Raw genomic sequence first — 25,817 nt, 5'->3', positions numbered from 1 at the left:
GGGGCTTGTCGCGCAGTTCCCCGCGCCCCTGAGGTCAGTGCCCGTCAGCTCCGGTTGAAGCAGCGTTCGAGTTCCTTGAAGTCGTAGAACTTGCTGCCCTTGGCAACTGGCCGGCAACCGGTCTTGAAGGCCGTTTCCTTCTCGTTGTAGAGCATGCGGACGAGATACGTGTTGCCCTTGCGGAAGACGTCCCACTGGATGTTGGAGGCCATGGGGGCTACCGAGGCGCCTCGCCAGGGGTTGTCGGGGTAGGTGTAGGGCTTCTCGGGCGTCACCCCGACCGTGCTGCCCGGGAGCTTCATCAGGGCGGCCAGGGGGATGATCTCCTCGGCGTGGGTGAAGCGGAGTTCGGCGCCCAGGTCGCTGGTGCCGGCGCGCTTGGCCTCGACCTGCTTGAAGAAGTCGTCGAGGAGGACGTCGGCCATCTTGTAGGTGATGTCGCTGTCGGCGAAGCCGGGGCCCTTCTCGTAGAAGTCCTCGACGTCGCTCAGGTATCCGAACCAGGCCGCGTCGCCGCGTGAGAGGTACCGCTCCATGCCCCAGCCCTTGCCGCCGGGGCTCTCCTCGCTCATGGCCGGGGCGATCGCGTACAGGTTGAAGACGGCCTGCGCGGCCTGGACCTCGTCGGTGATCCCCTGGACGAAGGCCGGGGTGAAGAGCCCGCGCAGGACGCTGCGGGCGGCCCGGTGGGTCTTCGGCTGGTCGGTGAGCTTGTCGAGGGTGTGCGCGAGGCGCTGGTCGTTGTCGATGTAGTCGCGGTACGCGGCGCCCCCGGCCGCCTTGTGGAAGTACAGCAGGTTGGCGTCGGAGCGGGCCGGGCCGATCAGGGGCTTCAGCGCCGGGTCGGTGGTCCCGAGGGTCGCCGCGAACAGGTTGCCGCTGTCGACGGCCCTGCCCTGCCCGGAGCTGACGACGTCGATCTTCTCGCCGTTCTTGGCGATCTGCCGGAACAGCCCGGGCAGCCGCTGCTCCATGCGTACGGCGGTGCCCGCGATCTCCTGCTTGCCGCGTCCGCTGAGGTTGCCGTAGCCGACCTTGGACATGGCGTCGAGCAGCGCCCGGACCTTGGGCCCGAACTCCCGCCCCTCACGGGTGAGCTGCCCCTCGCTCTGCGCCTTGTCCCACAGGGCGAGGATCAGGTCGCCGTCCTCGCTGTCGGTGGCGGCGCGGGAGCCGTGCCGGGAGACGTTCTCGGTGAAGACGGGCGTGAACCCTGCCGGGGGCCGCTGGTAGGTGCGGGCGTTCTGCTGGGGGACGTAGGAGGCCTTGGTGCCGAAGCTGTCGCGGACGTCGGCGCTGTCGTGGCCCGCGGCCCGGGTCGGGCGGTGGTCGGTCGCCTGGGCGGCCCAGGGGACGGCGACGAGGGTGGCGAGGCCGAGGGCCAGCGCTGGGGTGAGACGTCTCATAGCGGTGCCGTTTCGTTCAGGACCGCGTCAAAGCGACTGATGCGGCAGACCGGGTGATCCGCCGCATCGTCGAGTCGGTACATGAACGTCGCATGGCTCGGTGGCGGCCGGGAAGTGGCCGCCTGTCCTGCCCTTGCCAAAGGTTCCCCGCCGGGTCGCTCAGGCGGACGGCGCCAGGCCGCGGGCGCCGAGCCCGCGCCGGACGAGCAGCGACAGCGCGGCCGCGACGAGGATGACGACGCCGCCGATGCGCAGGAGAAGGTCGTAGGCGCGCTCCGGGCCGGTCTCCGGGGTGAGGGAGGTGATCGCCGCGGCCACGGCGGCCAGGCCGATGGCGCCCAGGGTGACGAGGGCGGTGAGGACGACACCCGAGGCCTCCCCGGCGCGGGCGGGCGAGACGACCTGCTGGGTGGCCACGCTGGCGAAGGTCCAGCCCAGGCCGAGACCGAGCAGGCACCAGGTGAAGACGGGCACGTAGACCCACCAGGACCAGGCCCAGCTCAGCCCGATCATGCCGGTGCCCGCGATGGTCCCGGCCAGGGCCATGACGCTGGTGGGGCGCATCCGGGTGGAGAGCCAGGCGCCGATGGGCCCCGCGCAGGCCACCATCACGGCCGGGGCGAGGAACACCGTGCCGGACAGGATCGCGGACAGGCCCCGCACCTGCTGCAACTGCAGGGTGGCGAGGAACACGGTGACGGCGTAGCCCGTGTTGGCCACCGCCCCCATCACGGTGACGAGGTCGAAGGGGATGTTACGGAAGAGCCGGAAATCGACCAGCGGATGCCGGCAGGCCCGCTCCCGCAGGACGAAGAGCGCACCGGCCACCACCGCGACGCCGAGCAGGGCGAGGGTGCGCGCGTGGTCCCAGCCCCAGGCGCTGCCCCGCTCCACGGCGAGGGTCAGCGCGGCCAGGCTGATCACGACGGCCGCACAGCCGGGCAGATCGATCTGGCGCGGGGCTCTCTCGTCCCGGGAGTCGGGGACGCACCACACGGCGATCAGCAGGGAGAGGGCGCTGAGCGGAGCCAGCAGCCAGAAGATCCACCGCCAGCCGGGGCCGTCGGTGAAGCCGCCGCCCACGAACGGTCCGAGGGCGGTGCCGACGTTGGCGATGCCGAACACCGCCCCGAGCGCCCGGGCCCGGGTCTCCTCGGGAAAGGCGTTGCTGATGACGGAGACCGACACGGGAAAGATCAGCGCCGCGCCCGCGCCCTGCACCACCCGGCACATGACGAGGACGCCCAGGGTGGGCGCGAGAGCACAGCCGACGGAGGCGGCGGCGAACAGGCCGATCCCGATCAGCAGGATCGGACGGCGGCCGAGCAGATCGCCCAGCCGCCCGCCGACGATGAAGAGACATCCGATGGCGAGCATGTAGGCGGACAGCGTCCACTGAGCCGCCGAGACCGTCGTGTCCAGCTCGGCGGAGATGCCGGGGATGGCCAGGTTGAGCGCGAAGAAGTCCAGCTGGATGCAGAACAGGGCGAGCGAGGCCGCGACGAACGCCCCGGCCCGCTTGGGGGTGGTCCCCTGAGGAGCGCTGACGGCCGTCGAACCCATGCCACCAGCACACCGCCGGTGGGGCCCGGCTGCCACCGCAGTGCGGCCGGGCCGATCGGCCCCTACTCCTGCCTGCCCTCCATGGCCAGCAGCTCCTCGTTCGGGATGGCCCCGCCGAACCGCCGGTCGCGCGAGGCGAACTCCAGGCACGCCCGCCACAGGTCACGCCGGTCGAAGTCCGGCCACAGCACGTCCTGGAAGACCATCTCGGCGTAGGCGCTCTGCCAGATCAGATAGTTGGAGGTGCGCTGCTCACCGCTCGGGCGCAGGAACAGGTCCACGTCCGGCATGTCCGGGTAGTACATGTACTTCGAGAAGGTCTTCTCGTTGACCTTGGACGGGTCGAGCTTCCCGCTCTTCACGTCCTCGGCGAGCGCCTGCGCGGCGTCGGCGATCTCGGCCCGGCCGCCGTAGTTCATGCAGAAGTACAGCGTCAGCTTGTCGTTGTCCTTGGTCTGCTCCTGGGCGATCTGCAGCTCCTTGGCCACGGAACGCCACAGCTTCGGCATCCGGCCCACCCAGCGCACCCGGATGCCCAGCTCGTCGAGCTGGTCGCGGGTCTTGCGGATGAAGTCCCGGTTGAAGTTCATCAGGAAGCGCACCTCGTCCGGCGACCGCTTCCAGTTCTCCGTGGAGAAGGCGTACAGGGAGATCGCTCCGACGCCCATCTCGATGGCGCCCTGGAGCACGTCCAGCACCCGCTCCGCGCCGACCTTGTGACCCTCGGTGCGCGGCAGCCCCCGGTCCTTGGCCCAGCGGCCATTGCCGTCCATGACGATCGCCACATGCTTCGGTACGAGCTCTCCGAGCTTCGGCGGCCGTGCGCCGGTCGGGTGCGGCTCCGGCGTCCTGTACTCACGGCGCTGCCGCCCCAGGATCCCGCGTACGGCCATGTGTCTCTCGCTCCTCGTGCTCGCTTGCAGTGCGTCTGTGGGTCTGTGCGTCTCTACGGGCGGGGCTACTTCTCCACGTATCGCAAGGAACGCAGCCCGCGCTCCATGTGCCAGTGCAGATACGCGGACACCAGCCCGCTGCCCTCGCGGACGTACCGCGCCTCGCACGCGTCCGCGGTGTCCCAGTCTCCCGTAAGCAGCGCGGCGAGGAGTTCGAGGGCCTGAGGCGAGGGTACGACGCTGCCGGGCACCCGGCAGTCCACGCAGACGGAGCCACCCGAGGCGACCGAGAAGAACCGGTTGGGCCCGGGCATCCCGCACTTCGCGCAGTCCGTGAAGCTCGGGGCGTAGCCGTTGACGGCGAGGGAGCGCAGCAGGAAGGCGTCGAGCACGAGATGCGGGGCGTGCTCTCCCCGGGCGAGGGTCCGCAGCCCGCCGACGAGCAGCAGATACTGCTGCACGGCCGGCTCGCCCTCATGGTCGGTGAACCGCTCGGCGGTCTCCAGCATGACCGTTCCGGCCGTGTACCGCGCGTAGTCGCTGACGATCCCGCCGCCGTACGGCGCGATGGTCTCACTCTGCGTACACAGCGGGAGCCCGCGCCCGATCAGCTCGCTCCCCTTCGCGAAGAACTGCACGTCGACGTGGGAGAAGGGTTCGAGGCGCGCACCGAACTTCGACTTCGTCCGGCGCACGCCCCGGGCCACGGCCCGTACCCGTCCGTGACCGCGCGTGAGCAGCGTGATGATCCGGTCCGCCTCACCCAGCTTCTGGGTGCGCAGCACGATGCCGTCGTCGCGGAACAGACTCATGGCGTCATTCTCGCAGGGTCACCGGGGCGCACGGGTTCCCTGGGTGTTCCGGGTATTCCGGGTCAAGGGACCTCGCCCCTGCTGCGGGCGTTGGCATACGCCGTCGCCGCGCTCAGCCGCTCGGCCGGGGTGGCGTGCCGGACGGCACCGGGGTCCACGTCCCATTCCTTCCCGCCCCCGTACGGCCGCAGCTGCACGTAGGGCCCCTCATGCCCCATGACGATGCCGATGCGTCCACTGCGGGTGTCCACGACGTACGCGCCGACCGGGGGGTTCATCGCAGAACCGCCGCGAGCCGCCGGGCGGTCTCCACGGAACACCGGCCCAATTCCACGAGCGGACAGGGTGCTTCCCGCGCAAGACTCACCGGGTCCAGGCCCAGTGACGGCAGGGTAATTCCCGCCTTGGCGAGTTCTGCCCGCAATTCTTTCACCGCGTCCTCCGCTTCTTCGACGCAGTGCGCCGAGTGTCGTGCCTCCACCGTGCTCCCCTTCCTTTTGCAGTTTCACTCTTCGCATCCCCACGATGACGCTCCGCATCTACACTCGGGAGAGGTCTGTGCCCTACAACTGCGGGGCAGCACAAAGGGGTTCGGCAATGGCCAACGGTTCTCGGCAGGCGGCGTGGGAGTTCTTCGGCGCGGAGCTCAAGCGACGGAGGGAGGACGCGGGGATCACCCAGGTGGAGCTGGGGTTGCGGGTTTTCGTCTCCGGCGGATACATCGGCCAGTTCGAACAGGCCATTCGCAAACCGCAGTTGGATGTGGCGCAGCGGATCGACGGGGTGCTGCAAACCGACGGTATTTTCGAGCGGTTGTGCAGGAAGCTGATTGACGATAAGCGGTATGCGGATTATTTCGCGGAGGTTGTGGAGCTGGAGCGGCAGGCGACGGCGATCTGCGAGTTCGAGCCGACCGTCGTGCCGGGCCTTCTTCAAACGCCCGCGTACGTGAGGGCACTCACTCTGGCGACGCATCCATTCGCCGCGGACGAGTTCATCGAGGACAGAGTCGCCGCCCGCGTGGAACGCGCCCAGATCCTCGACGACGCTACAAGGCCCGTGTATTGGGTGATCGTGCACGAAACCGTGCTCCGGATCCCGGTCGGCGGTCCTGACATCGCCGCTCAAGCCCTGGACCACATGGCCGATCTCGCGAGCGCACGCAAGGTGGTGCTGCAGGTGCTCCCGTTCTCCGCAGGCGCCCCCGCCAACAACGGCTCGCTACGGCTCATGGAGTTCGAGGAAGCGCCGCCCGTCGCCTATACAGAGACGTCGTTTTCGGGAACGTTGATCGACGACCCGGCCATGGTGAAGCGTGCACGGCGCGCCTACGATCTGCTCAGGGGTGCCGCACTGTCGCCGGAGGCGTCCCTCGCCCTGATCCGATCGGCGGCTGAGGATCTCAGACGATGCACTCCTACGACCTGAGCAACGCCCGCTGGCGAAAGAGCAGCTACAGCAACGGCGATGGCGGCAACTGCATCGAGGTCGCCGACGGAGTCCCCGGCACGGTCCCCGTCCGCGACAGCAAACTGGCCGACAGCCCGATGGTCCTGGTCGGGGCCGCCGCCTGGGGCATGTTCATACGCCACCACCGCCGCCACTGACACGATCCGGCCGTGCACTGGACCCTGCGCCCCGCCGCAGCAACGGACGTCGAACCGATCGCGGAACTTCGGGCGATCGTGATGCGCCCGGACCTGGAGCGGTTGGGCCGCTACGACGCACACCGGGTCAGACAGCGGCTGCGCGACGGCTACGCCCCGCAGCACACCTCGGTCATCGAGGCCGACCGCACCTTCGCGGGCAGCGTCACGCTACGACCGTCCGACGACGGCACCTGGCTGGAGCACTTCTACCTCGATCCCGGCCTCCAGGGCCGGGGCCTGGGTACGGCAGTCCTCCGAACCCTGCTGACCCGAACCGACGCCGACGCCGAACCCGTACGCCTGAACGTCCTCCAGGGCAGCCCGGCCCGACGCCTCTACGAACGCCACGGCTTCACGGTCGAGACCCAGGACCCGATCGACGTCTTCATGGTGCGACCGCCCGACAAGCCCTAGACCCCCAGGCCCACTCCCCCTCCACCCAACGCCCGATGACCAAGAAGGCGGGGCGTGGGAAGGTCCCCGTACCACCTGACGAAGGGGACCCCATGTCGTATCCGGAACCGCGCTACCTCGGTGAGAACGGCGAGATCAACGCCGTCTTCAGGTCTGCCGACACCCCGCCCGACATCGTCTCCCCGGGCGGGACCACCACCCACTACCTCGCGAGCCACTCCTCCACCGGAGGAGAGTTCGGGCTGTACAAGGTGGACATGGGACCCAAGGCACCCGGCGCGAAGACGCACTTTCACCGGAGCATCTCCGAGTCCTTCTACGTCCTGTCGGGCGAGATCGAACTCTACGACGGCGAGCGTTGGGTCACCGGGCGGCAGGGCGACTTCCTGTACGTGCCGGTCGGCGGGCTGCACGCGTTCAAGAACGACAGCGACGACCCCGTGTCCATGCTGATGCTGTTCTCGCCGGGCGCTCCTCGCGAGGAGTACTTCGAGCGGGTCGCCGAGTTCGCGCAGCGCGGCGGCGAGGAACTCCGGGAGTTCCAGCTCCGGCACGACAGTTACTTCATTCAGTGATCGCGGCCTGGACGGCCAGTTGATCGCGGATGTGCTGGACGAGGTTCTGCCACTGGCGGGTGAATCCCGGTGTCTGTTCCAGCCCGTCCCACAGGTGCCCCAGCGAGGGGGCCACGCGGGCACGCGGCATCCACAGATGCAGGAGGTGCTCGACGACCGGACGCAGGGCCGGGACGGGCGAGGAGGCGGCAACGCGCCGGCTGCGGTCCAGCAGGTGCGTCACGGTCGTGAGCAGCCAGTCGTGCAACGCGAGGTCCTCGCACAGGCCCGCCACTGCGGCGGCCGGGATGTCCTCCGGCAGTCGCAGCTCCACGGTCCGCAGCCCTTCTTCGGCCAGGGTGAAGTGTTCCAGTGACGCCCCCTCCCCCACGGGGACGTACCTCGCGACCCAACGCAGTTGTGTGGAGCGGGACTTGAGCGGTGCTCGCTGATCGAGCGGGGGACTGCGGCGGAGTCGGGCGAGCAGCCCTTCGGCGATCATCCCCAGGTTCAGCTCGTCGCGTCCGGGGCCGTGCAGAATGCCCTTCGCCGTCGCTTCCTCAGGCAGCTTTCCGAAGGGTTCGAGCACACCCGGCCGTACGAGGTACTGGCCCCAGGGCCGCCGTGTTTCCGGGCCGGAGGCCGGTGCGCTGAAGTAGGCGGTTGCTTGCAGAACGCGGCCCTCGGTGAGCGCGGCGCGGGCGGCCACCGTCCCCACGGCACGGACCTTGGCGCCGTTGGAGGTCGGCAGCCCGCAGTCCACGCCGGTGAGGACCTCCGGTGAACGGACGTACGGGTTCGGCCGCTCGGAGACAAGGACGTGCTCGTCGGCACGCAGCCGCAGCATCCGGGCAGCGGTCAAGCCGTCCAGTGCCCGGAGGGTCGGCAGCAGACAAGTACGCACCTCACCGCAGGCGAGGACCGACCGCACCGGCTGTCCGAGGGAGGCCGTCACTCAAGTCACCTCGGAGGTAAGGGAGTCCGTGGGCTCCTCGTAGAAGACGTACGTCGTCCGCTGCGCGATCGCCGCCGGCACCGGCACCCCTTCCCCCGCGGACCGCTCGGCGACCTGCCGCAGTGCCCCGGCGTCGACGTCCGTCTGGTCGAGGATGAGCCGCACCGCGTCCTCGACGGGCAGGAAGCGGTTGGGCAGCAGCGTGCAGGTGCGGTAGGCACTGAAGGGGGCCGCGGAGTCGTTGAGCCGGAGCAGCGGCGGCAGGTGGTCCCAGTCGTCCGGGAAGCCGCCGCCGGTCCAGGGGCTCGGGGTGAGGACGGGCTCACCGGAGTGCCGTAGGAGGCCGAGGCGGGCCAGTTGCCAGACGGCGGCCAGGAACGGGCAGGACCACAGGCGCCGCCCTTCCTCCTCCGACCAGAGCTCGACGTCCATGAAGACCGAGTGGGTGCGGGCGGCGGTCTCCTGGGGCGGCTGCCAGCCGGGAGCCTCGGACAGCGCGCTGCGGGCCGTGCTCGGCGTGCGCTGCCCGTTGGCGAGCCAGCCGGTCTGGCCGACAGGTGGGCGGGCGCCGTAGCTGCCGGGCGGCGGCGACTCGACGAGGCGGTGCAGGACGGACTCGGCAGGCTCGGTCCTGCCGTCGACCGCGCAGCCGGACTCACGAGCCAGATAGTCGATGACCAGACCCGCCTTCTCCGCCTCTTCGAGGACGACGGGGAGGAGTTCCGCCGGGGTGGAGAAGCGCGTGAAGTAGTCGTCGACGAGGAAGCAGGTGCTGACGCGACTGCGCCCGCCACCCACGCGACGGGCCACAGCGACACGGGCGGCATCCGCCCAGACCCGCACCTCGCCGAAGTGCTCCCGCAACCGCCCGGGCCCGGCCTCGAAGTCCTCCATGTAGAGATGGCCCACTTCCAGGGAGAGATGGGCGAGCGGTACGGCCTGGGTGCGGGGCTCGGCGGTGGACTCCCGGAACACGGACCCCGTCATGGCCGCCCCCTTCGCACCGTCCTCAAAAAGTACAACTCGGCGCCAGACTTCGCCAGTTGTGCTGCACTATGACGAGACACGACTACGAACCGAATGAAATGGACGGATATGACTGCATGGTCCACCCGTCCGGCCCGCCCCGCCGATCTGGACCGACTCCGCTTGCTTCTGGCCGAATCGTGCGAAGCGGAGGTCATTCCGCCGCCTCTCCTCAGCGCGGCCGTGGAACGCGAGCTGGTCCGGGTGGTCGAATCCGAAGGCGAGTTGGTGGGGTGCATCGCCGCGGAGATGCCGTCGCCGGGGCATGCGCGGCTGTCGCTGATCGCGGTGCGGGACCGTTCGCGACGGCAGGGCATGGCCACGCGGCTTCTGGGCGAGATGGTGCGGGATCTGCCTCGGAAGTCGAGCGAGCCGCCGCTGATCTCCGCTGTGGCGGGGACGGAGGAACTGACGGTGACACGCCTCCTGCTGGCGTGCGGCTTCATCGGCACTCGGGTCATGCGCGCAGGTGACGGGGACTGCGCCGACCGCGTCTACTACCAGTACAAGTCGCGTGTCGAGTACATCGATCCGGACGCGCGGCATCTCGTCCACGTCACCGCGCGGGAGCAGCTCGCGGAGTCGCTGGGGCCGTCCGACCACGCGGTGACGGCGCTGGTGAGCCTGGGCGGTGAACCGGCCTTCGAGATCGCCCGGTTCGAGAAGGACGACCCCGCGACCCTCCAGTCCGGGGAGGCCGCGGCCGGAATAGCGTTCTCCGGCTCCATCCTGGCCGCCATCACGTTCCTCCTGGGCTTCGCCTTCTCGTCCACCCGGTTCCCCGACGACGTCCGTCTGCTTCTCATCGGTGCGACGTTCAGCACGGTGCTTTCCCTGATCGTCTACGCCAGCGCCTCCGGCGAGCTCGCCCGGATCCGCTCGAACGCGTTCGGCAAGATAATGAAGTGGGGAAACGTGCTGTCCGAGTACGGCGGCGTGTTCCCCTTCCTCATCTCACTGCCCGTCACCTATGCGCAGGTCAGCGGCAATCCCTGGACGACCATGGTGCTGGCCGTCGTGATCAGCGCGGCCATGGCCTGGTACGAGCGGTCGGAATTCTCCATCGCCCACCGATTCCGAAGAAGCCGGACCGAAATCGGCCTGATGGTCCTTACGGCAGCATCTCCGACGGTCGGTGCGGCGCTGGTGGAGGCGGATGCCGTCAGCTGGCCCTGGACCATCGCCCTGACCGCCACACTCATGGCCCGCACCTGGCTGTACCTCTTTCGCAGAGGCGCGGAGGCCGACATCGCGGAGCGCAGGCAGTGGCAGATCAGGGGGTAGGTGAGCAGGTCCCGGCGCGGATCAGGGATACGGCCCCAGCGCTGTGCGGATCCGGTCCGCGACCTCGCGGGCGCACCCCCAGGACAGGGTCAGTCCGGCTCCGCCATGACCGTAGTTGTGCATCAGCAGCGTGCCCTGATGCCACTCGTCCGTCAGCCGGACCCGGCTGCGGGCCGGCCGCAGTCCCACCCGGTGTTCGACGACCCGGGCTCCGGCGAGCGACGGCTCGACGGCGGCGCAGCGCCGGATGATCGCCTCGGCCTCGGCCGGGTCGGGGCCGAGGTCCCAGTTGCCCCGGTCCGAGGTTCCGCCCAGGACGACGACGTCGGAGTGCGGGTAGATGTAGGTGAGTTCCTCGGCGCCAGGGGTGTCGTCGGTGAAGAACGCCCGGATACCGGGGTTCTCCACGACGACGAGCTGGCCGCGCACCGCCTCGACGGCAGCGTCGGCCGCGAGGTCCCGGGCCCCGGTCCCGGTGCAGTTCACCACCACGGGCGCTGCGCCCATCGCGTCGTCGAGGGTGTCGTAGTGGTGCTCGCGGACATGCCCACCGGCCTTGGCGAGCCGCTCGACGAGGTACTGGAGGTAGCGGTGCATGTCCACGAGAGGGGCGCGGTACCGCCAGCCGGACACGAAGCCGTCCCGCAGGTCGTCCGGTGGGCACATCCGCGCCTCGACCAGGCCGCCCCAGGTCGGCAGGTCACAGGGAACCCTGGATTCCTGAGTCCCTTCCAGCAGCCGGATCCCCGTGCCGGCATCCGTGCTCAGCTCGGTCAGCTCCGAGAGGGTCACCCGGCTCCACCGCTCCACCAGGTCGCGGGGCTCGGCCAGATAGGGATCCCACATGGCGCCCGCGGCCGCCGAGGTCGTCGCGGACGGGGGCCGGTCGGTGTCCACCCGGACGTCCATGCCGGACTCCGCCAGGCACACCGCCGTGGTGAGCCCTGAGACTCCGGCGCCGATCACCACCGCACTGGCCGACACGGGCTCGCCTCCCTGGTCCGCAGCTCTCCGCCGAGACTAACCGACCCTCCTCGCGGTGCCCTGGCGGCACGGGGACCGGTTCACGCCAGTTCCCAGTGCCTGTCGTCGGTGAGCCGAGCGGCCAGGTCGCTCAGGGCCTGCCAGGTCGTCATGTCCGCGATCTGGCTGTCCAGTACGTCCTCGTCGGTGATGAGCTGCTCACGCCACTGCAGAACGGGCTCGAAGGGGACGGAGCCGAGGACCTGGCTGCGCCCCATGCCGTGTTCGGAGGCGAGCTGCTCGAGGTCGCCGTCGCGCATCCGCATCCACACCGACTGCGCGGGGCGCGCCTGCGACCACAGCGGCGAGTCGGGATCGGGTACGGCTGACCGTACGAAGCGGATGGCGCCGCGCAGGGCGTCCGCGTCGTGGCCTCGGGCGACGCCGCCGCTGACGAGGCCGCGCCGGCCGAAGACCAGGTGCGCGGCGCCGGCCACATGCTGGCGGGTCCAGCGGTGGAAGACCAGCCAGCGGGCCGGGACGGCCTTCATCTCGGGCTGTGCGGTGGCTGCCAGGGCCAGGTCGACGGCGTAGCTGCGGCCGGCCCGGAGGTCGACGACGATCAGGTCGAACTCGTGGTGCAGCTTCAGCAGCAGGTCGACGCACCGCCGCAGGTCGTTCTCGGTCGTGGCGAAGTCTCCGCCGCCGAGATCACCGGGCATCAGCACGAGCCGTCCGGAGCGGGACGGCCGGTGGCGCAGCACCTGGTGCTCGGTCTCTGCCCAGACGTCGATGCGGGCGGGGTCGACGACCTCGCCCTTCAGGTAGGCGTGCAGGCCTTGGTCCTCGGCGGCCCGGCGGGCCTTGGGCACATCGAAGACGACCGACGCGGTGGGCGACCCGAAGTCGAAGTCCAGATAACAGACCTCGTCACCGGCCAAAGCCCGGCGATAGGCGAGATTGGCACTGGTGACGGAACGGCCCGCGCCTCCCTTGTCTGAGGCGGCGAAGATCAGCACATGCTTCCTTCCGGGAATCTACCGACGCCTGCCGCAGGCAAGGATCATTCCCGAATAGCCGTCGCGCACTTTGGCGTGTGACTCGGGTCGCACGACCGTGACGTCGGTCGCGAAGGCGTCGAGACTCGCCTTCACCTCGGGTTCCCCCACGTCACAGGCGGGAAAGAAATACTCGCCCACACCGAGGCCCTTGGAATGTTCCATGAAGGCGGCGGCGAAGGGGGCACCGGGAGTCAGGGCCCGCAGGAAGCGCTCGACGCCGAGTCGGAACTCCTGATGTGAGCTCGTCATCGACTCCGCGACGAAGAACATGGTCCCCAGGGACCACCGCCCCTCGTGCCGCGCCAGGTCGAAGAGGTTGCCCTCCTTCACCTCTACGGCCAAGCCGAACCTCTCGCGCGGGTCCATCCCCAGCGCACGGTACGCCTCGTGCTCGCGCAGGACGTCCCAGAACTGGTCCCAGTTCGGGTCGTAGTACGCGACCTGGCTCTTCAGGTAGCTCACGTTCGCGGGCGAGTACTCGAGGAGAGTGATCTCGTCGCACCAGGGCAGCATGGCGAGCGCGGGATAGAGGTTCGCGCCGGCACCCACGTCGATACCGGAAACCGGCCCGGTCGTGTCCGTCGTCCGGAAATGATCTGCGAAATGATCCCGGACGATGCACAGAATCTCCGCGTCCACTTCCTGCATGTCGCGGTAGTTGTGATCAACGTAGGCGATCGGGTCGAATTTCGCCCATGCCACATCTGAATTCCGGGCGTTCCACGACGATCTCGACGTCATTCACTCACGGTATCCCGAAGGGCGGACCGGGGGTAATCCCCCTGGGATATCGGGCAGTTGTCCGGATGGGGAAGGGGGTCAGAGTCCGCCACTCTGCTGCGTATGAAGCAGATCACGAAGAACGCCGCGCTGATCGCCGCCGCCGGTGTCGTTCTCGGTCTGGCCGGGCCTGGCGGCGGTGCGTCCGCCGCTGATGCCGAGTCGATCACGTGGACCAAGTGCGAAGGAACCGGCCTAGACGCCCGTCAGCAGTGCGCCACCGTCGACGTCCCCATGGACTACTCCGACCCCGGCGGCAGGAAGATCCAGATCGCCGTCTCCCGTCTGCCCAGTGAGAAGCCCTCCGCTCGCCGGGGTGCGCTGTTACTCATTCCGGGCGGGCCCGGTGGGGTCAGTCTCGAGGATCCGTCCGGCAAGGGGCAGAAGCTGCCGCAGGAGGTGCGGGACGCTTACGACCTGATCGGGTTCGCGCCTCGCGGGATGGCGCCGTCCAGTACCGCCTCATGTGGGCTCGAGAGCAAGGACCTCGCCCTCGCCAAGCTGCCCTGGCCCGCCCCGGACGGTTCCGTCGCCGAGACGATGACCACCGCCCGGCGTATCGCCGGCGCCTGTGCCCGTAGCGGCGGTGAGCTGATACGGCACCTCAGTACCGCCAACGACGCCCGCGACCTCGACCGCGTCCGGGCCGCGCTGGGCGAGAGCCGGGTCTCCGCGTGGGGCGACTCGTACGGCACGTACGTCGGCTCCGTCTACAGCCAGTTGTTCCCGCACCGCACCGACCGCATCGTGCTGGACAGCAACAACAACCCTGACCACACCCGCGTCGGACGCGCCTGGCTCGCCGCGTTCGAGGCCGGGGTGGAGGACACCTTCCCGGAGTTCGCCAAGTGGGCGTCCCAGCCCGGGAATCCGCACCGGCTGGCCCGTGAGGCGGCCGACGTACGGCCCCTCTTCCTCCGCCTCGCCGAACGGCTCGACCGCGAGCCCCTCCCCTGGCCCGGCGCCAACCCGGCGGAGCTGAACGGCAACGTCCTGCGCCAGACCATGCTGAGCAGCCTGTACGGCCCCGACGACTACCCTGTGCTGGCGGAGATGATCCTCGCCGCCCGCAAGGGCACCGTGCCGCCCGTGCCCGAGGCCCCGGACGAGGCGATGATGCAGAACGCCGCGGCGGTCGGCGCCGGGATCCTCTGCAACAACGTGGCGTGGCCCAGGTCCGCCGCCCAGTACCAGAAGAGCGTCGACGAGAGCCGCGCCGCGTTCCCGCTGACGGCGGGCATGCCGCGCGGCCCGATGCTGTGCGCGGCCTGGCCGTACGAGCCGCGGGAGCCCGCGGTCCGGATCACCGACCGCGGGCCGTCGAACATCCTGCTCGTCCAGAACGAGCGGGACGTCGCCAGTCCGCTGAGCGGGGCCCGTGAGCTCCGGCGTGCCTTCGGCGACCGGGCCGTCATGGTGACGGTGAACTCCACGGGCCACGGCGCCTACCTCGCCAACGGCAACGCCTGCGGCGACCGGACCGTCTCCCGCTTCCTGGCGACGGGCGAGCGCCCGGACCGGGACACCTACTGCGCCTAGCGTTGAGCGAGGGGTGCCGGGGCCTCCTGGATGGCCCAGCCGTTGCCGTCGGGGTCCTGGAAGAAGAGAAAGGAGTTCCAGCTCTCCTCGCCCCGGCCCTCCGCCCAGCCGGACGCGCCCACGTGCAGGACCGGCGTCACCTCCACCCCGCGTCCCACCAGCTCCGCCCTGGCCTTCTCGATGTCCGTGACACAGAGCTGGAGGCCCTGCAGCGACCCCGGGGCCATGCGAGGCTGCCCCGGCGGGTCCGGCATGCCGGACTCCAGCACGATGGAGCAGCGGGAGCCGGGGGCGGTCAGCTGGACGAAGCGGCCCACGCCCTCGAAGAACGAGGCGTCGATCTCGGCGCGGAAACCGCACCGGTCCACGTAGAAGGCCTTGGCCCGGTCCACGTCGGTGACCGGTACGGCGACCACCTCAAGGGTCCATTCCATGGGCGCACCTCCTCAGCCATGGTGCCTCCGTGACCCCGGCCGCGCCCGTCGGGCGTAGCGGCGGGCCACCGCGTGGAACGCCTCCTTCGGCTCCCGGTGCCAGCCCGACGCGGGGTCGTCCGGACGGTCCTTGATCACCTTGGTGATGGCGTACGACGCGAGGTCGAGGTCGAACCGGGGCTCGTCCGGGCGGTGCGGGGCGTCCGCGCTGATGAACTCGAAGGTCATCGCCGCGTACAGGCCCATCGACGCGAAGACGTCCAGCAGCTCGCCCACGTAGTCCGCCTGGACGCGCTCGCTGCGGACCAGGTCCCCCTTGATCTCCGGCGGCTCCTTGTCGTAGTCGACGATGTCCCAGCCCATGCCGCCCGTCTCGGGGGCACCGGCGTACGCGCACGTGCCGAACTCGGTGATGGCGAGCGGCTTGCCCCAGCGCAGGTACCGCTTCAGCTCCCGGACGTGGTCGGACCGCTTCTCGAAGTACGAGTAGTAGTCGATGCCGACGATGTCGAAGAGGCTCCAGTCCGGGTCGTCGATGCTCTGGGCGGCGGCGTAGCTGAGGTTGCCGTTGAAGACGGAGCGGCCGACCTTCGCGGCCTTCGCGGTGAACTCGGCGAGCCGGCGCAGCGTCCGAGGCCAGTCGACCGTGCCGTTCTGGAGGTTCCTGATGCGTTCCAGGACGGTCTCGCCCGGCAGGATGCCGGGGACGAACAGCCAGAACTCGCAGCCCACGCTGAGGTCGACGCTCGCGCCCTGCCGCCGCAGCCGCTCCGCGAACCGGCCGGTCTCGGCGAGGTGTTCCAGGATGTCCCGCTGCGGTGCGTCCCCGAGGGTCGGCTGCAGCCAGACGTGCAGCCCCCGTTCGGCGGCCTCGGCGGCGGTGGCGGTGAGCCGTTCGACGCCGTCCCCCGTGACGTCGAGGGTGTCGGCGTGCAGGTCGTCACGGATGGCGCACACATCCGCCCGCATCCGGCGCGCGCTCCACGCGGTGCCCGGTGTCTCCCCCGCCCCGACGGTGTAGACGACGCCTTGCCGGCGCAGTCCCCGGCCGTGCCCGGCTTCCGTCGCCAGGGCCTGCCCGGCCGGGCCCACCGCTCCGACGACCCCCACCGCCGCCGCCCCGGCCAGGAACCGCGCCCGGCTGATCTCCTTCGTCTGCTTGATCCCCTTGGTCTCTTCCATACCGTTCACTGTGCCGACGCGGGTGCCGGGCCCGCTGTCGGCCGTCGGTCTACGGAGGCGCGACCAAGGTATGAGCCGCCGCGCCTAAGGAGAGACCGACAGGGCCTACCCGAATTGGCGTACGTACCTCCGCTGCCACGGCGTCTCCACCGCATGCCGGTCGTAGTGCCGGCGGACGTACGCCACCGCCTCCTCGCCGGGTACGCCGTCCAGGACGGCGAGGCAGGCCAGGGCCGTGCCCGTGCGGCCGCGTCCGCCGCCGCAGGCGATCTCCACGCGCTCCCCGGCGGCCCGCTCCCAGGCGTCGGCCAGCACCACGCGGGCGGTGGCCCGGTCCGACGGGAGGCGGAAGTCGGGCCAGCGGATCCAGCCCGACTCCCAGGGGACCTCGGGCGGCTGCTTGCCGAGCAGGTAGACGCCGTGGGAGGGCAGGGGCGCGCTGGGGTCCAGGGGGTTGCGGAGGCCTCGCCCGCGCACCAACCGGCCGGACGGCAGCCTCAGGACGCCGGTGTCACTCTCACTCCACAGATCGGTCACGCCCCTCATCATGCTGCGCGTCCGCTCGACCGAGAGCGGAATTACGCCGGAGCCACAGCACGCCGGAGCCGAATCACCCCACCCCCCGCGACTCCTCCGCCGCCCGCGCCTCGATCCCCCGGAAGTGGACCGCCATCGCCCGCTGCGCGCCCTCCACGTCGCGGGCGCGCAGGGCCGTGACGATGTCGCGGTGGCGGCGGACCGTGATCTCGGGGGTGGGGTCGTCGGTCCAGCCGCGGGCGCCGGAGACGCGCCGGAAGACCGTCCAGAAGGCGCCGAGGAGCTGAGGGACGAGGGGGTTGCCGAGGGAGGCGTACAGGGCCTCGTGGAACTCGCGGTCGAGGTCGGGGAACGTGCTGCCCATGCGGGCCGTGGCGCCGGCGGACTCCATGCGGGTCACCACGCCCTCCAGGTTGTCCAGTTCCGCCTCGGTGAGCGTCCCGGCGACCCGGCGGATCAGGCCCTCCTCCAGTACCTCGCGGACCTGGAGGATCTCGGCGAGGGCGCCGGTGTCGTCGTCGTGCCGGGCGAGGGTGCGGAAGGTCAGGCCGTCGACGAGCGGGGTGAGGGAGGCCTTGCCGACATAGGTGCCGTAGCCGTGTCTGATCTCGACGATGTCGAGGGCCTGGAGGGCCTTGAGGGCCTCGCGGACGGAGTTGCGGCTGACACCGAGGGCCTCCATCAGTTCGGCCTCGGTGGGCAGCGGCGCGCCGGCGGTGAGTCTGCGGTCGAGGATGAGCTGGACGACCTCGCGCTGTATCCGGCTGGTCCTGGGCTCCTCGGACATGCGCCGCATCGTACGCGCCCCGGACGTCCCACGTCCCACCTCTGGCGGTACCCGGTGCCGGGCCTGCCCTGATAAGCCGTCAACTCACGTTAGCGCGCGTGCCATTGGTGCGACCTCTGGCAGATACGCCATTCGTGTGCGACCCCTTGACCGCCCTCACGCCCCCTCCTATGGTCGCGCTGACCACCAGGACGTAGGACGTCGTATCTCCCCCCTTCACGCCTTGCCAGATCTCTGGAGGACCCGTGCGCGACGTGACCCACGACGTACCGGCGCCGCACCGCCGGACCTTCCTGAAGTACACCGGCGCGCTGGGCGCGGCGGCCGCCGTCTCCGCGTCGCTGTCGGCCTGTTCGTCCGGGCCGGAGTCCACCAACGAGACCGGCGGGGGCGACGGCGCGGACCGGACGCTCACCGCGGTGATCGGGTACGGCAACGACGGCAGCTGGGACCCGACCCAGACGGCGTCCGCGTTCTGCATGGCCGCCAACAACCACATCTACGAGGGTCTGCTGGACACCGATCCGATCTCCCGGGAGCCGTACCCGGCCCTGGCGACCGAGGTGCCGAAGGACCCGGACGGCACGTCCTGGAAGTTCGCGCTGCGGGCCGGTGCGACGTTCCACGACGGCAAGCCCGTGACCGCCGACGACGTGGTGTTCGTCTTCGAGCGGATCCTCGACCCGGACACCCAGACCCTCGCCAAGGGCTTCTTCGCGAGCTGGCTGAAAGAGGTCCGGAAGATCGACGCGCGGAACGTGGAGCTGGTGCTCAAGTTCCCGTTCCCGGACGGGCTCTCCCGGCTGACGCTCGCCAAGATCATGCCGAAGCACGTGTTCTCCCAGCCGGGTGGCTGGGAGGAGGCCATCAAGGGCAAGGCTATCGGCTCGGGGCCGTACCGGCAGACCGCTCACCACCCCAAGTCGAACACGACCTTCGAGGCGTTCGCCGACTACAACGGGCCGCGCAAGCCCGCCTTCCGGAAGATGAACTGGCTGACGATCGTGGACGCCGCGCCCCGCGTCGCGAAGATCTCGGGGTCGAGCGCGGGGGCGCAGATCGCGGACAACATCCCGTACGCCAACATCGGGCAACTGGAGAGCGGCGGTCTGACGGTCGCCGGCGGGGCCGGGATGAACAACCTGTTCCTGATGTTCGACACGAAGCACAAGCCCTTCGACGACGTACGCGTGCGCCAGGCCCTGCACTACGCCATCGACACGGAGAAGATGGTGGAGGTCGCGCTCAAGGGACGCGGGAAGCCGTCGAGCTCCTTCCTCGACGAGAGCAACCCCTCCTACCGCCGGGCCAAGACGGTCTACGACTACGACCCGGACAAGGCGAAGGCGCTGCTCAAGGCCGCCGGGGTCAAGGGGCTGAGCATCGAGATCCTCGCGGTGAACGTGAGCTGGATCGTGGACTGCCTGCCGACCGTCAAGTCCTCCTGGGACGCGATCGGCGTCCGCACGACCCTGTCGCCGCAGGAGACCACGGCCGTCTTCACCAAGATGGACCAGAAGCAGGACTACCAAGTGGTCGCCGCCGCCTCCAACCCCAACCAGTTCGGCCTCGACGCCGATCTGATCATGCATTACAACTACGGGCCCGAGAACCTGTGGATGCAGTACACGCGCTGGGCCGGCAACTCCGTCGCCAAGGCGCTCTTCAGGGACATGGACCGGGCCACCCGGGAGCCCGACGCCGCGAAGAAGACGGCGATGGTCCAGGACTACATCGACGTCGTCGCCGAACAGGCCGTGCTCTACCCGGTCGTCCACAACGAGCTGATGACGGCCTGGAACCCCGAGCGGCTCAGCGGGATAAGGCCACAGCCGTACCCCGGCATCAACCTCCTCCAGGCCAAGTGGGCCTAGCGGTATGACCGCTGTCCTCCGGATCCTGCTCCGCCGCATCGCCCTGCTCGTGCCGCTGATGCTCGGCATCGTGCTGTTCGTGTTCCTGGTGATGCGGTTCTCGGACGTCGACCCGGCGTCCGCGTTCTTCCAGGGCGCCAACCCGACACCGCGACAGCTGCACGACTTCCGCGAGGAACACGGCCTGCTCGACCCGCTGCCCGTGCGGTATGTGGACTTCGTCGCCGACGTGCTGCACGGCGACATGGGCACCAGCGCGCTGACCCGGGCGCCGGTGATCGACCAGGTCACCACCGCGCTGCCGCTCACCCTCCAGCTGACCTTCCTGGGCCTGGGCATCGCGGTCGTCCTGTCCCTGGTGGGCGGGGTGACCGCGGCGATCTACCGGGACCGGCTGCCCGACCAGATCATCCGGGTCGTGTCGCTGACCGGCGTCGCCGCGCCCGGCTTCTGGCTGGCGCTGCTGATGATCCAGTACCTGGCCGTCGACCTGGGCTGGTTCCCGACCGGCGGCTACATCAACCCGGCCGATTCCTTCACCGGCTGGCTGAAGACCATGGCGCTCCCCGCCCTCGCCCTGTCCCTGCCGGTGGCGGCGCAGCTGACCCGGATCGTGCGGACGGCCGTGGTGGAGGAACTGGACAAGGACTACGTACGGACGGCGATCGGGAGCGGGCTGCCGCCCCGGGTCGTGGTCGGGCGGAACGTGCTGCGGAACGCGCTCATCAACCCCCTCACCGTGCTCGGGCTGCGCGTCGGGTATCTCCTCGGCGGCGCGGTCGTCATCGAGACGATCTTCTCGCTGCCCGGCATGGGCAAGCTGATGATCGACGCCGTGAAGAACGGCGATCCTGCCGTCGTCCAGGGCGTCGTCCTGACCACGGCGGCCGGGTTCGTCGTCGTGAACCTCGTCATCGACGTCCTCTACCTGCTGGTCAACCCGCGACTGAGGGATGCCACCTCATGACGACCCGCAAGAGTCTCGCCACGGCGCTGTCCCGGCCCGGCGTACGGCTGCGCGGCCTGCGCCGGCTGCCGTTACTATCGAAGGTCGCCGTCTGCTTCCTGGCGGTCGTCGTCCTGATGGCGCTGCTCGCGCCGGTCCTCGCCCCGCACGACCCGCTCGACCAGCAGCCGCCGGTCGACGGCACCGGGCATCCGTCCGCCGCGCACTGGATGGGCCAGGACAGCCTCGGCCGGGACATCCTCAGCCGGCTGATGTACGGGGCGCGCTGGTCGCTCGCGATCGGGCTCGGCGCCACCGGTCTGGCGCTGGTGGTCGGCGCGCTGCTCGGGGCGATCGCGGCCACCTCGCGCAAGGCGGTCGACGAGACGCTGATGCGCTGTCTGGACGTGGTGATGGCGTTCCCGGGCATCGCGCTGGCCGCCGTGCTGGTGGCGGTGTTCGGCGGTGGCATCACGGTGCTGATCTGCGCGATCGCGTTCCTGTTCACGCCGCCGGTGGCACGGGTCGTCCGGGCCAACGTCCTCGACCAGTACGGCGAGGACTATGTGACGGCGGAACGGGTGATCGGCGCCCGGACCCCGCACATCGTGCTGAAGCACGTGGCGATCAACTGTGCCGCGCCGGTGCTGGTGTTCTGCACGGTCCAGGTCGCCGAGGCGGTGGTCTTCGAGGCGTCGCTGTCCTTCATCGGGGCGGGTGTCCGGCCGCCCGACCCGTCCTGGGGCAGTGTCATCGCGGACGGCAAGAACATGGTGCTGACCGGCGGCTGGTGGGCGACCGTGTTCCCCGGGCTGCTGATGCTGGTCACGGTGCTGTCGCTGAACATCCTGTCCGAGGGCGTGTCCGACGCGTGGGCGGCCCCGTCGGCGCGGGACGTGGAGGCGCCCGAGGACGACCGGCTGGAGACGCCGGAGCCCGGCACCGGGGAGGTCGTACAGCTGCCCGGCCTGGCGGAGGCGGCCCGGCGGCTGCGGGCCCGGGCCCGCCGGCTGCCCCGGGACGGTCAGCCGGTGCTCGCGGTGGAGAACCTCGCCATCGGCTTCGACCAGCGGCACGGCGGCGTGGACATCGTGGACGGCATCAGCTTCGAGGTGCGTCCCGGTGAGGTGCTGGGCCTGGTCGGCGAGTCGGGCTGCGGCAAGTCGCTGACCGCGCTGGCGGTCATGGGCCTCCAGCCGAAGGGGGCGCGCGTCAGCGGACAGGTCCGCTTCCAGCAGCGGGATCTGATCGCCGAGCCGATGCGCGTACGCCGCAAGCTCCTGGGCCACGAGATGGCGATGATCTACCAGGACGCGCTGTCGTCGCTGAACCCGGCGATGACGATCCGCGCCCAGCTCAAGCAGGTCGTCCGGCGCGGCGGGCGGCGCACTCCGGCCGAGTTGCTGACGATGGTCGGCCTCGACCCCGAGCGCACCCTGCGCAGCTACCCGCACGAACTGTCCGGCGGACAGCGCCAGCGCGTCCTGATCGCCATGGCCCTGTCCCGCGACCCGAAGCTGATCGTCGCCGACGAGCCGACGACCGCCCTCGACGTCACCGTGCAGGCCCAGGTCATAGAGCTGCTGTTGCGGCTGCGCGAGGAGCTGGGCTTCGCGCTGATCCTCGTCTCGCACGACCTGGCGCTGATCGCGGACGTCACCGACCGGGTGGTGGTGATGTACGGCGGGCAGATCGTGGAGACGGGCGTGACCGCCGACCTGGTGGAGGCACCGGCCCACCACTACACGCGCGGTCTGCTCGGCAGTGTGCTGTCGCTGGAGTCGGCGCAGGAGCGGATGACGCAGATCAGGGGCGTCGTGCCCTCTCCGGCCGACTTCCCGGCGGGCTGCCGGTTCGCGGACCGGTGCCCGCGCGCGAGCGGGATCTGCCGTACGACGGCTCCGGTCCTGGCCGGTCCCGAGGCGCACACGGCTGCCTGCCATCACCCGGCCATAGAGCTGTCGGCCACCGAGACCGAGGCGGTGTCATGAGTGCGCTCGTGGAGTTGGCTGATGCTCACGTCGTCCACAAGGCCCGCAGCGGCGGCCTGTTCACCCGGGACCGGGTCTACGCCCTGACCGGCGCGGACCTGGCCATCGCGCCCGGCGAGACCATCGGTGTGGTCGGCGAGTCGGGCTGCGGAAAGTCGACACTGGCGAAGGTGCTGGTGGGGGTGGAGCGGCCGACGCGGGGGACGGTGTCGTTCCGGGGCCGGGACCTGTGGGCGATGCCGCCCGCCGAACGCCGCCGGGCCGTCGGCGGCGGTACCGGCATGATCTTCCAGGACCCGTCGACGGCCCTGAACCGCCGCCTGCCCGTCCGGCAGATCCTGCGGGACCCGCTGGACGTGCACGACCGGGGCACGAGGAACCAGCGCGAGGATCGCGTGCGGGAGTTGATGTCCCTCGTCGGTCTCCCCCGGGCCCTCGCCGACGCCCTGCCGGGCCAGTTGTCGGGCGGGCAGCGGCAGCGCGTCGCGATCGCCCGGGCGCTGGCGCTGGACCCGGACCTGGTCGTGGCGGACGAGCCGACGAGCGCCCTGGACGTGTCGGTCCGGGCGCAGATCCTCAACCTCCTGCTGGACCTGAAGGAACGCCTGGGCCTGGCCCTGGTGTTCGTCTCGCACGACATCCAGACGGTGCGGCGGATGAGCGACCGGGTGATCACCATGTACCTGGGCCGGATCGTGGAGGAGTCCCCGGCCGCCCTGGTCACCGACCGGGCCCGGCACCCGTACACCCGCGCGCTGTTCTCCGCCACGCCCGGCCTGCTCGACCCGATCGACCCCATCCCGCTGGTCGGTCCGGTGCCGTCGGCGACCCGTCCGCCGAGCGGCTGCCCGTTCCGCACGCGCTGCTGGAAGGCGGACGGGACGTGCGCGGCGGCGATGCCGGACTTCTCGGCCGCGTCGGCCCCCGGGCACCGCTTCCGCTGCCACCATCCTGTCCAGGAGGACGAATCGACCCGCGACCTCGTCCGCCAGTGCGACCCGATGGAGGCTCCATGACCCTCACCCCGCTGACCGGTGTCATCCCGCCCGTGTGCACGCCCCTGACACCGGACCGCGAGGTGGACGTGCCCTCGCTGCTCAGGCTGGTCGACCATCTGGTCGCCGGCGGGGTGAGCGGACTGTTCGTGCTCGGCTCGACGTCCGAGGCGGCGTATCTGCCGGACCGGCAGCGCAGACTGGTGGTCGAGTCGGTCGCGGCGCACGTGAGCGGGCAGCTCCCGGTGCTGGCCGGGGCGATCGATATGACGACGGCCCGGGTCCTGGACCATGTCGCGTCGGTGACGGCGGCCGGAGCGGACGCGGTCGTCGTCACCGCCCCGTTCTACGCCCGCACCCACCCGGCGGAGATCGCCCGCCACTACCGCGCGGTCGCGGCCGGCAGCCCGGTCCCGGTCATCGCCTACGACCTTCCCGTCGCCGTCCACACGAAGCTGCCCGCCGACGTGGTCCTGGAACTGGCCGCCGACGGTGTCCTCGCCGGACTCAAGGACTCCAGCGGCGATCTGGCCGCCTTCCGCCAGGTCCTGACCGGCGCCCGGGACCGCCAGGGCATCACCGGTTTCAGCGTGCTGACCGGTTCCGAGCTGATCGTCGACGCGGCGCTCGCGCTCGGCGCGGACGGCACGGTGCCCGGCCTCGCCAATGTCGACCCGCACGGCTACGTCCGCCTGGACCGGCTCTGCCGCTCCGGGGACTGGGACGAGGCCCGTGCCGAACAGGAGCGCCTGTGCGCCCTGTTCGGCATGGTGACGGTCGGCGATCCGGCCCGGATGGGCCCGGGTTCCTCGGCGATCGGCGCCTTCAAGGCCGCGCTGCACCTGCGGGGCGTGATCGACTGCCCGGCGACGGCGGAGCCGCAGGTGCCGCTGTCGCCGGACGAGGTGGAGCAGGTCGGGAAGTACCTGGCGGCGGCCGGGCTGCTCTAGAGGTCACCGACGGGGAGGCGCCGGAACTCGATCGTCTCGTAGGTCCCCTGGACTCCCGTCTCGTAGAGGATCCCCACCGACTTCCGGCCGAGCGGCACCAGGTCGGAGTAGGCCGCGGGCTGCTGGGAGAGCGTCAGGGCCTTGGCGAACGTGACCCCGCCGTCGGTACTGCGCCAGAGGGCCATCGCCCGGCGGGCGGTGGGGACGGAGGGCCCGGCGAACAACAACGGTCCGTGCCGCCCGGCGACTTGCAGGACGCTGCCCTGGACGACCGGGACCTCGTTCAGGGCGGGCTGCACGGTGTACGGCCGCTCCAGGGACCGGCCGCCGTCACGCGAGTGGCTGTCGAGGCGGTTGCCGGGGCTGGTGCCGTGCTGGTCGCGGGCGTTGAAGTAGACCCTGCCGTCGGGGAGCTGGGCGGCGATCGACTCGTTGGCGTTGCTCACGCCGTCGTAGGAGTCGTCGACGAAGCCCGGGCGCCAGGTCCTGCCGCCGTCGTCGCTGAGGAGCGCGTGGGCGCCGTAGTAGCGGGGCTCCTGGCCGGTGTCCGGGGAGCCGGCGGGCGGGGCCGCCGAGTGGTTGGCGGGGACGACCAGCCGGCCCGCGTACGGGCCACGGGTGAGGGCGATCGCGTGGCCGGGGCCGGTCGCGTACCAGCGCCAGGAGGGGCGCTTGACCTGGGCGGTGATCTCGCGGGGTGCGGTGAAGTGCCGGCCGTCGTCCCGGCTGTGCTGCACGAACACCCGGCGGCTCTGCTCGGGCGTGACCTCGCCCCGCATGATCTGGGCCTCCGTCACCTTGCCGCTGTTGTAGGAGGTGAGGAGCACGACCGCGCCGGTGCGCGGGTCGACGACGGGTGCCGGGTTGCCCCGGGTGTCGCCCTTCCCGGCGGCGACGACGACGATCGGGCCCCAGGTGCAGCCGCCGTCCGTCGAGCGCCTGAGGACGACGTCGATGGCGCCGGTGTCCCCCGCGCCGCCGCGTCGGCCCTCGGCGAAAGCGAGGACGGTGCCCTTGCCTGTCGTGACGGCGGCGGGGATGCGGTACGTGTCGTAGCCGCCCTCGCCCGAGACGTACGGGACGGAGGACGTGCAGCCGGGGGCGGCCGAGGCGGAGGTCGTCGCGGTGAGGGCCGGGAAGAGGACCGTGGTCACGAGAAGGGTGCGGCAGAGGAGTCTCATCCTGCTCCTGAAAAAGGGGGGCGCCGGATGGTGCCTGTCCG

At 70.5% G+C, this 25,817-nt stretch carries 27 protein-coding genes; 11 read left to right on the top strand and 16 right to left on the bottom strand.

Going from position 1 to position 25,817, the window contains the following annotated elements; all coding sequences use genetic code 11:
• Positions 1–44: 44 nt before the first annotated feature.
• The 6 genes from ACFT4A_RS08220 to ACFT4A_RS08195 form a co-directional block, all read right to left on the bottom strand.
• Positions 45–1,406, bottom strand: coding sequence for a histidine-type phosphatase (locus tag ACFT4A_RS08220; RefSeq protein ID WP_382827031.1), 1,362 nt, complete (start codon positions 1,404–1,406; stop codon positions 45–47).
• A 159-nt stretch (positions 1,407–1,565) separates the two neighbouring features.
• A complete protein-coding gene (locus ACFT4A_RS08215) occupies positions 1,566–2,969 on the bottom strand; it encodes an MFS transporter (protein WP_382827029.1) in 1,404 nt (467 codons plus the stop codon).
• A gap of 62 nt (positions 2,970–3,031) precedes the next feature.
• Positions 3,032–3,862, bottom strand: a complete 831-nt coding sequence (locus ACFT4A_RS08210) for an isoprenyl transferase (RefSeq protein WP_382827027.1) — start codon at positions 3,860–3,862, stop codon at positions 3,032–3,034.
• A 65-nt stretch (positions 3,863–3,927) separates the two neighbouring features.
• Entirely contained in the window at positions 3,928–4,674 is a 747-nt protein-coding gene (gene recO, locus ACFT4A_RS08205; RefSeq protein ID WP_189723392.1) for a DNA repair protein RecO, read from the bottom strand.
• Between the two features lie 62 nt (positions 4,675–4,736).
• The gene (locus ACFT4A_RS08200) at positions 4,737–4,952 is read right to left on the bottom strand and encodes a hypothetical protein (protein ID WP_382827025.1); all 216 of its coding nucleotides are present in this window, start codon (positions 4,950–4,952) and stop codon (positions 4,737–4,739) included.
• Positions 4,949–5,155 carry a hypothetical protein gene (locus tag ACFT4A_RS08195; RefSeq protein ID WP_229845541.1) on the bottom strand — a complete coding sequence of 69 codons (207 nt, stop codon included), beginning with the start codon at positions 5,153–5,155 and terminating at the stop codon, positions 4,949–4,951. Before ACFT4A_RS08195 ends, ACFT4A_RS08200 begins: the two co-directional genes overlap by 4 nt.
• 116 nt (positions 5,156–5,271) lie before the next feature.
• On the opposite strand from ACFT4A_RS08195, the gene ACFT4A_RS08190 reads away from it, so the two are divergent.
• The 4 genes from ACFT4A_RS08190 to ACFT4A_RS08175 all read left to right on the top strand — a co-directional run bounded on the left by ACFT4A_RS08190 (position 5,272) and on the right by ACFT4A_RS08175 (position 7,312).
• Positions 5,272–6,102 (top strand): Scr1 family TA system antitoxin-like transcriptional regulator, encoded by an 831-nt coding sequence (locus ACFT4A_RS08190; RefSeq protein ID WP_382827023.1) that lies wholly within the window; start codon positions 5,272–5,274, stop codon positions 6,100–6,102.
• Positions 6,084–6,281 carry a DUF397 domain-containing protein gene (locus ACFT4A_RS08185; RefSeq protein WP_382827021.1) on the top strand — a complete coding sequence of 66 codons (198 nt, stop codon included), beginning with the start codon at positions 6,084–6,086 and terminating at the stop codon, positions 6,279–6,281. The genes ACFT4A_RS08190 and ACFT4A_RS08185 overlap by 19 nt, the downstream gene beginning before the upstream one ends.
• Positions 6,282–6,293: 12 nt before the next feature.
• On the top strand, positions 6,294–6,737 hold the full coding sequence (locus ACFT4A_RS08180; protein WP_382827019.1) for a GNAT family N-acetyltransferase: 444 nt from the start codon (positions 6,294–6,296) through the stop codon (positions 6,735–6,737).
• Positions 6,738–6,829: 92 nt separating this feature from the next.
• A complete protein-coding gene (locus ACFT4A_RS08175) occupies positions 6,830–7,312 on the top strand; it encodes a cupin domain-containing protein (protein WP_382827017.1) in 483 nt (160 codons plus the stop codon).
• Here ACFT4A_RS08175 and ACFT4A_RS08170 read toward each other — a convergent pair.
• A complete protein-coding gene (locus ACFT4A_RS08170) occupies positions 7,302–8,246 on the bottom strand; it encodes an SCO2521 family protein (RefSeq protein WP_382827015.1) in 945 nt (314 codons plus the stop codon). The genes ACFT4A_RS08175 and ACFT4A_RS08170 overlap by 11 nt on opposite strands.
• Positions 8,247–9,233 carry an SCO2522 family protein gene (locus ACFT4A_RS08165; RefSeq protein ID WP_382827014.1) on the bottom strand — a complete coding sequence of 329 codons (987 nt, stop codon included), beginning with the start codon at positions 9,231–9,233 and terminating at the stop codon, positions 8,247–8,249.
• Positions 9,234–9,341: 108 nt separating this feature from the next.
• Here ACFT4A_RS08165 and ACFT4A_RS08160 point away from each other — a divergent pair, with 108 nt between their 5' ends.
• On the top strand, positions 9,342–10,556 hold the full coding sequence (locus tag ACFT4A_RS08160) for a GNAT family N-acetyltransferase (protein ID WP_382827012.1): 1,215 nt from the start codon (positions 9,342–9,344) through the stop codon (positions 10,554–10,556).
• A 21-nt stretch (positions 10,557–10,577) separates the two neighbouring features.
• Here ACFT4A_RS08160 and ACFT4A_RS08155 read toward each other — a convergent pair whose 3' ends face one another.
• The 3 genes from ACFT4A_RS08155 to ACFT4A_RS08145 all read right to left on the bottom strand — a co-directional run bounded on the left by ACFT4A_RS08155 (position 10,578) and on the right by ACFT4A_RS08145 (position 13,321).
• The gene (locus tag ACFT4A_RS08155; RefSeq protein ID WP_382827010.1) at positions 10,578–11,540 is read right to left on the bottom strand and encodes an FAD-dependent oxidoreductase; all 963 of its coding nucleotides are present in this window, start codon (positions 11,538–11,540) and stop codon (positions 10,578–10,580) included.
• 80 nt (positions 11,541–11,620) lie between these two features.
• Positions 11,621–12,538: an SCO2523 family variant P-loop protein gene (locus tag ACFT4A_RS08150; RefSeq protein WP_382827008.1), complete on the bottom strand. Its 918-nt coding sequence runs from the start codon at positions 12,536–12,538 to the stop codon at positions 11,621–11,623.
• 18 nt (positions 12,539–12,556) lie between these two features.
• On the bottom strand, positions 12,557–13,321 hold the full coding sequence (locus tag ACFT4A_RS08145; RefSeq protein ID WP_382827006.1) for an SCO2525 family SAM-dependent methyltransferase: 765 nt from the start codon (positions 13,319–13,321) through the stop codon (positions 12,557–12,559).
• A 102-nt stretch (positions 13,322–13,423) separates the two neighbouring features.
• Between ACFT4A_RS08145 and ACFT4A_RS08140 the strand changes: the two genes are divergently transcribed.
• Positions 13,424–14,899, top strand: a complete 1,476-nt coding sequence (locus ACFT4A_RS08140) for an alpha/beta hydrolase (protein WP_382827004.1) — start codon at positions 13,424–13,426, stop codon at positions 14,897–14,899.
• On the opposite strand, the gene ACFT4A_RS08135 is transcribed toward ACFT4A_RS08140, so the two are convergent.
• The 4 genes from ACFT4A_RS08135 to ACFT4A_RS08120 form a co-directional block, all read right to left on the bottom strand.
• Positions 14,896–15,333 (bottom strand): VOC family protein, encoded by a 438-nt coding sequence (locus tag ACFT4A_RS08135; protein ID WP_382827002.1) that lies wholly within the window; start codon positions 15,331–15,333, stop codon positions 14,896–14,898. The genes ACFT4A_RS08140 and ACFT4A_RS08135 overlap by 4 nt on opposite strands.
• Positions 15,334–15,345: 12 nt before the next feature.
• Positions 15,346–16,515 carry an abortive phage infection protein gene (locus ACFT4A_RS08130; RefSeq protein WP_382827000.1) on the bottom strand — a complete coding sequence of 390 codons (1,170 nt, stop codon included), beginning with the start codon at positions 16,513–16,515 and terminating at the stop codon, positions 15,346–15,348.
• Between the two features lie 105 nt (positions 16,516–16,620).
• Positions 16,621–17,052 carry a protein phosphatase gene (locus tag ACFT4A_RS08125; protein ID WP_382826998.1) on the bottom strand — a complete coding sequence of 144 codons (432 nt, stop codon included), beginning with the start codon at positions 17,050–17,052 and terminating at the stop codon, positions 16,621–16,623.
• 73 nt (positions 17,053–17,125) lie between these two features.
• Entirely contained in the window at positions 17,126–17,848 is a 723-nt protein-coding gene (locus ACFT4A_RS08120; protein WP_382826997.1) for a FadR/GntR family transcriptional regulator, read from the bottom strand.
• A gap of 236 nt (positions 17,849–18,084) precedes the next feature.
• Here ACFT4A_RS08120 and ACFT4A_RS08115 point away from each other — a divergent pair, with 236 nt between their 5' ends.
• The 5 genes from ACFT4A_RS08115 to ACFT4A_RS08095 are packed head-to-tail and all read left to right on the top strand — an operon-like array spanning position 18,085 to position 24,595.
• On the top strand, positions 18,085–19,713 hold the full coding sequence (locus tag ACFT4A_RS08115; RefSeq protein ID WP_382826996.1) for an ABC transporter substrate-binding protein: 1,629 nt from the start codon (positions 18,085–18,087) through the stop codon (positions 19,711–19,713).
• A gap of 4 nt (positions 19,714–19,717) precedes the next feature.
• On the top strand, positions 19,718–20,680 hold the full coding sequence (locus ACFT4A_RS08110; protein WP_382826994.1) for an ABC transporter permease: 963 nt from the start codon (positions 19,718–19,720) through the stop codon (positions 20,678–20,680).
• Positions 20,677–22,650: a dipeptide/oligopeptide/nickel ABC transporter permease/ATP-binding protein gene (locus ACFT4A_RS08105; protein ID WP_382826992.1), complete on the top strand. Its 1,974-nt coding sequence runs from the start codon at positions 20,677–20,679 to the stop codon at positions 22,648–22,650. The genes ACFT4A_RS08110 and ACFT4A_RS08105 overlap by 4 nt, the downstream gene beginning before the upstream one ends.
• Positions 22,647–23,666 (top strand): oligopeptide/dipeptide ABC transporter ATP-binding protein, encoded by a 1,020-nt coding sequence (locus ACFT4A_RS08100; RefSeq protein WP_382826990.1) that lies wholly within the window; start codon positions 22,647–22,649, stop codon positions 23,664–23,666. The genes ACFT4A_RS08105 and ACFT4A_RS08100 overlap by 4 nt, the downstream gene beginning before the upstream one ends.
• A complete protein-coding gene (locus ACFT4A_RS08095) occupies positions 23,663–24,595 on the top strand; it encodes a dihydrodipicolinate synthase family protein (RefSeq protein ID WP_382826988.1) in 933 nt (310 codons plus the stop codon). The genes ACFT4A_RS08100 and ACFT4A_RS08095 overlap by 4 nt, the downstream gene beginning before the upstream one ends.
• Here ACFT4A_RS08095 and ACFT4A_RS08090 read toward each other — a convergent pair.
• Positions 24,592–25,776 (bottom strand): exo-alpha-sialidase, encoded by a 1,185-nt coding sequence (locus ACFT4A_RS08090; RefSeq protein WP_382826987.1) that lies wholly within the window; start codon positions 25,774–25,776, stop codon positions 24,592–24,594. The two genes, ACFT4A_RS08095 and ACFT4A_RS08090, sit on opposite strands and share 4 nt — an antisense overlap.
• Positions 25,777–25,817: the final 41 nt, after the last annotated feature.

Origin of the sequence: Streptomyces sp. NPDC057099 (assembly GCF_042671245.1) — a bacterium.
Classification (GTDB): domain Bacteria; phylum Actinomycetota; class Actinomycetes; order Streptomycetales; family Streptomycetaceae; genus Streptomyces; species Streptomyces purpurascens.
The sequence above is the reverse complement of the archived record's forward strand: the minus strand, read 5'-3'. Positions and strand labels throughout refer to the sequence as shown.

Excerpts from the sequence above, each read along its gene's own strand:
- ACFT4A_RS08110 (WP_382826994.1), top strand. The coding sequence starts at position 19,718 with ATGACCGCTGTCCTCCGGATCCTGCTCCGCCGCATCGCCCTGCTCGTG.
- ACFT4A_RS08175 (WP_382827017.1), top strand. The coding sequence starts at position 6,830 with ATGTCGTATCCGGAACCGCGCTACCTCGGTGAGAACGGCGAGATCAAC.
- ACFT4A_RS08215 (WP_382827029.1), bottom strand. The coding sequence starts at position 2,969 with ATGGGTTCGACGGCCGTCAGCGCTCCTCAGGGGACCACCCCCAAGCGG.
- ACFT4A_RS08190 (WP_382827023.1), top strand. The coding sequence starts at position 5,272 with ATGGCCAACGGTTCTCGGCAGGCGGCGTGGGAGTTCTTCGGCGCGGAG.
- ACFT4A_RS08105 (WP_382826992.1), top strand. The coding sequence starts at position 20,677 with ATGACGACCCGCAAGAGTCTCGCCACGGCGCTGTCCCGGCCCGGCGTA.
- ACFT4A_RS08135 (WP_382827002.1), bottom strand. The coding sequence starts at position 15,333 with ATGGAATGGACCCTTGAGGTGGTCGCCGTACCGGTCACCGACGTGGAC.
- ACFT4A_RS08200 (WP_382827025.1), bottom strand. The coding sequence starts at position 4,952 with ATGAACCCCCCGGTCGGCGCGTACGTCGTGGACACCCGCAGTGGACGC.
- ACFT4A_RS08090 (WP_382826987.1), bottom strand. The coding sequence starts at position 25,776 with ATGAGACTCCTCTGCCGCACCCTTCTCGTGACCACGGTCCTCTTCCCG.
- ACFT4A_RS08210 (WP_382827027.1), bottom strand. The coding sequence starts at position 3,862 with ATGGCCGTACGCGGGATCCTGGGGCGGCAGCGCCGTGAGTACAGGACG.
- ACFT4A_RS08140 (WP_382827004.1), top strand. The coding sequence starts at position 13,424 with ATGAAGCAGATCACGAAGAACGCCGCGCTGATCGCCGCCGCCGGTGTC.
- recO (WP_189723392.1), bottom strand. The coding sequence starts at position 4,674 with ATGAGTCTGTTCCGCGACGACGGCATCGTGCTGCGCACCCAGAAGCTG.
- ACFT4A_RS08160 (WP_382827012.1), top strand. The coding sequence starts at position 9,342 with ATGACTGCATGGTCCACCCGTCCGGCCCGCCCCGCCGATCTGGACCGA.
- ACFT4A_RS08095 (WP_382826988.1), top strand. The coding sequence starts at position 23,663 with ATGACCCTCACCCCGCTGACCGGTGTCATCCCGCCCGTGTGCACGCCC.
- ACFT4A_RS08165 (WP_382827014.1), bottom strand. The coding sequence starts at position 9,233 with ATGACGGGGTCCGTGTTCCGGGAGTCCACCGCCGAGCCCCGCACCCAG.
- ACFT4A_RS08130 (WP_382827000.1), bottom strand. The coding sequence starts at position 16,515 with ATGGAAGAGACCAAGGGGATCAAGCAGACGAAGGAGATCAGCCGGGCG.
- ACFT4A_RS08100 (WP_382826990.1), top strand. The coding sequence starts at position 22,647 with ATGAGTGCGCTCGTGGAGTTGGCTGATGCTCACGTCGTCCACAAGGCC.
- ACFT4A_RS08185 (WP_382827021.1), top strand. The coding sequence starts at position 6,084 with ATGCACTCCTACGACCTGAGCAACGCCCGCTGGCGAAAGAGCAGCTAC.
- ACFT4A_RS08145 (WP_382827006.1), bottom strand. The coding sequence starts at position 13,321 with ATGACGTCGAGATCGTCGTGGAACGCCCGGAATTCAGATGTGGCATGG.
- ACFT4A_RS08220 (WP_382827031.1), bottom strand. The coding sequence starts at position 1,406 with ATGAGACGTCTCACCCCAGCGCTGGCCCTCGGCCTCGCCACCCTCGTC.
- ACFT4A_RS08120 (WP_382826997.1), bottom strand. The coding sequence starts at position 17,848 with ATGCGGCGCATGTCCGAGGAGCCCAGGACCAGCCGGATACAGCGCGAG.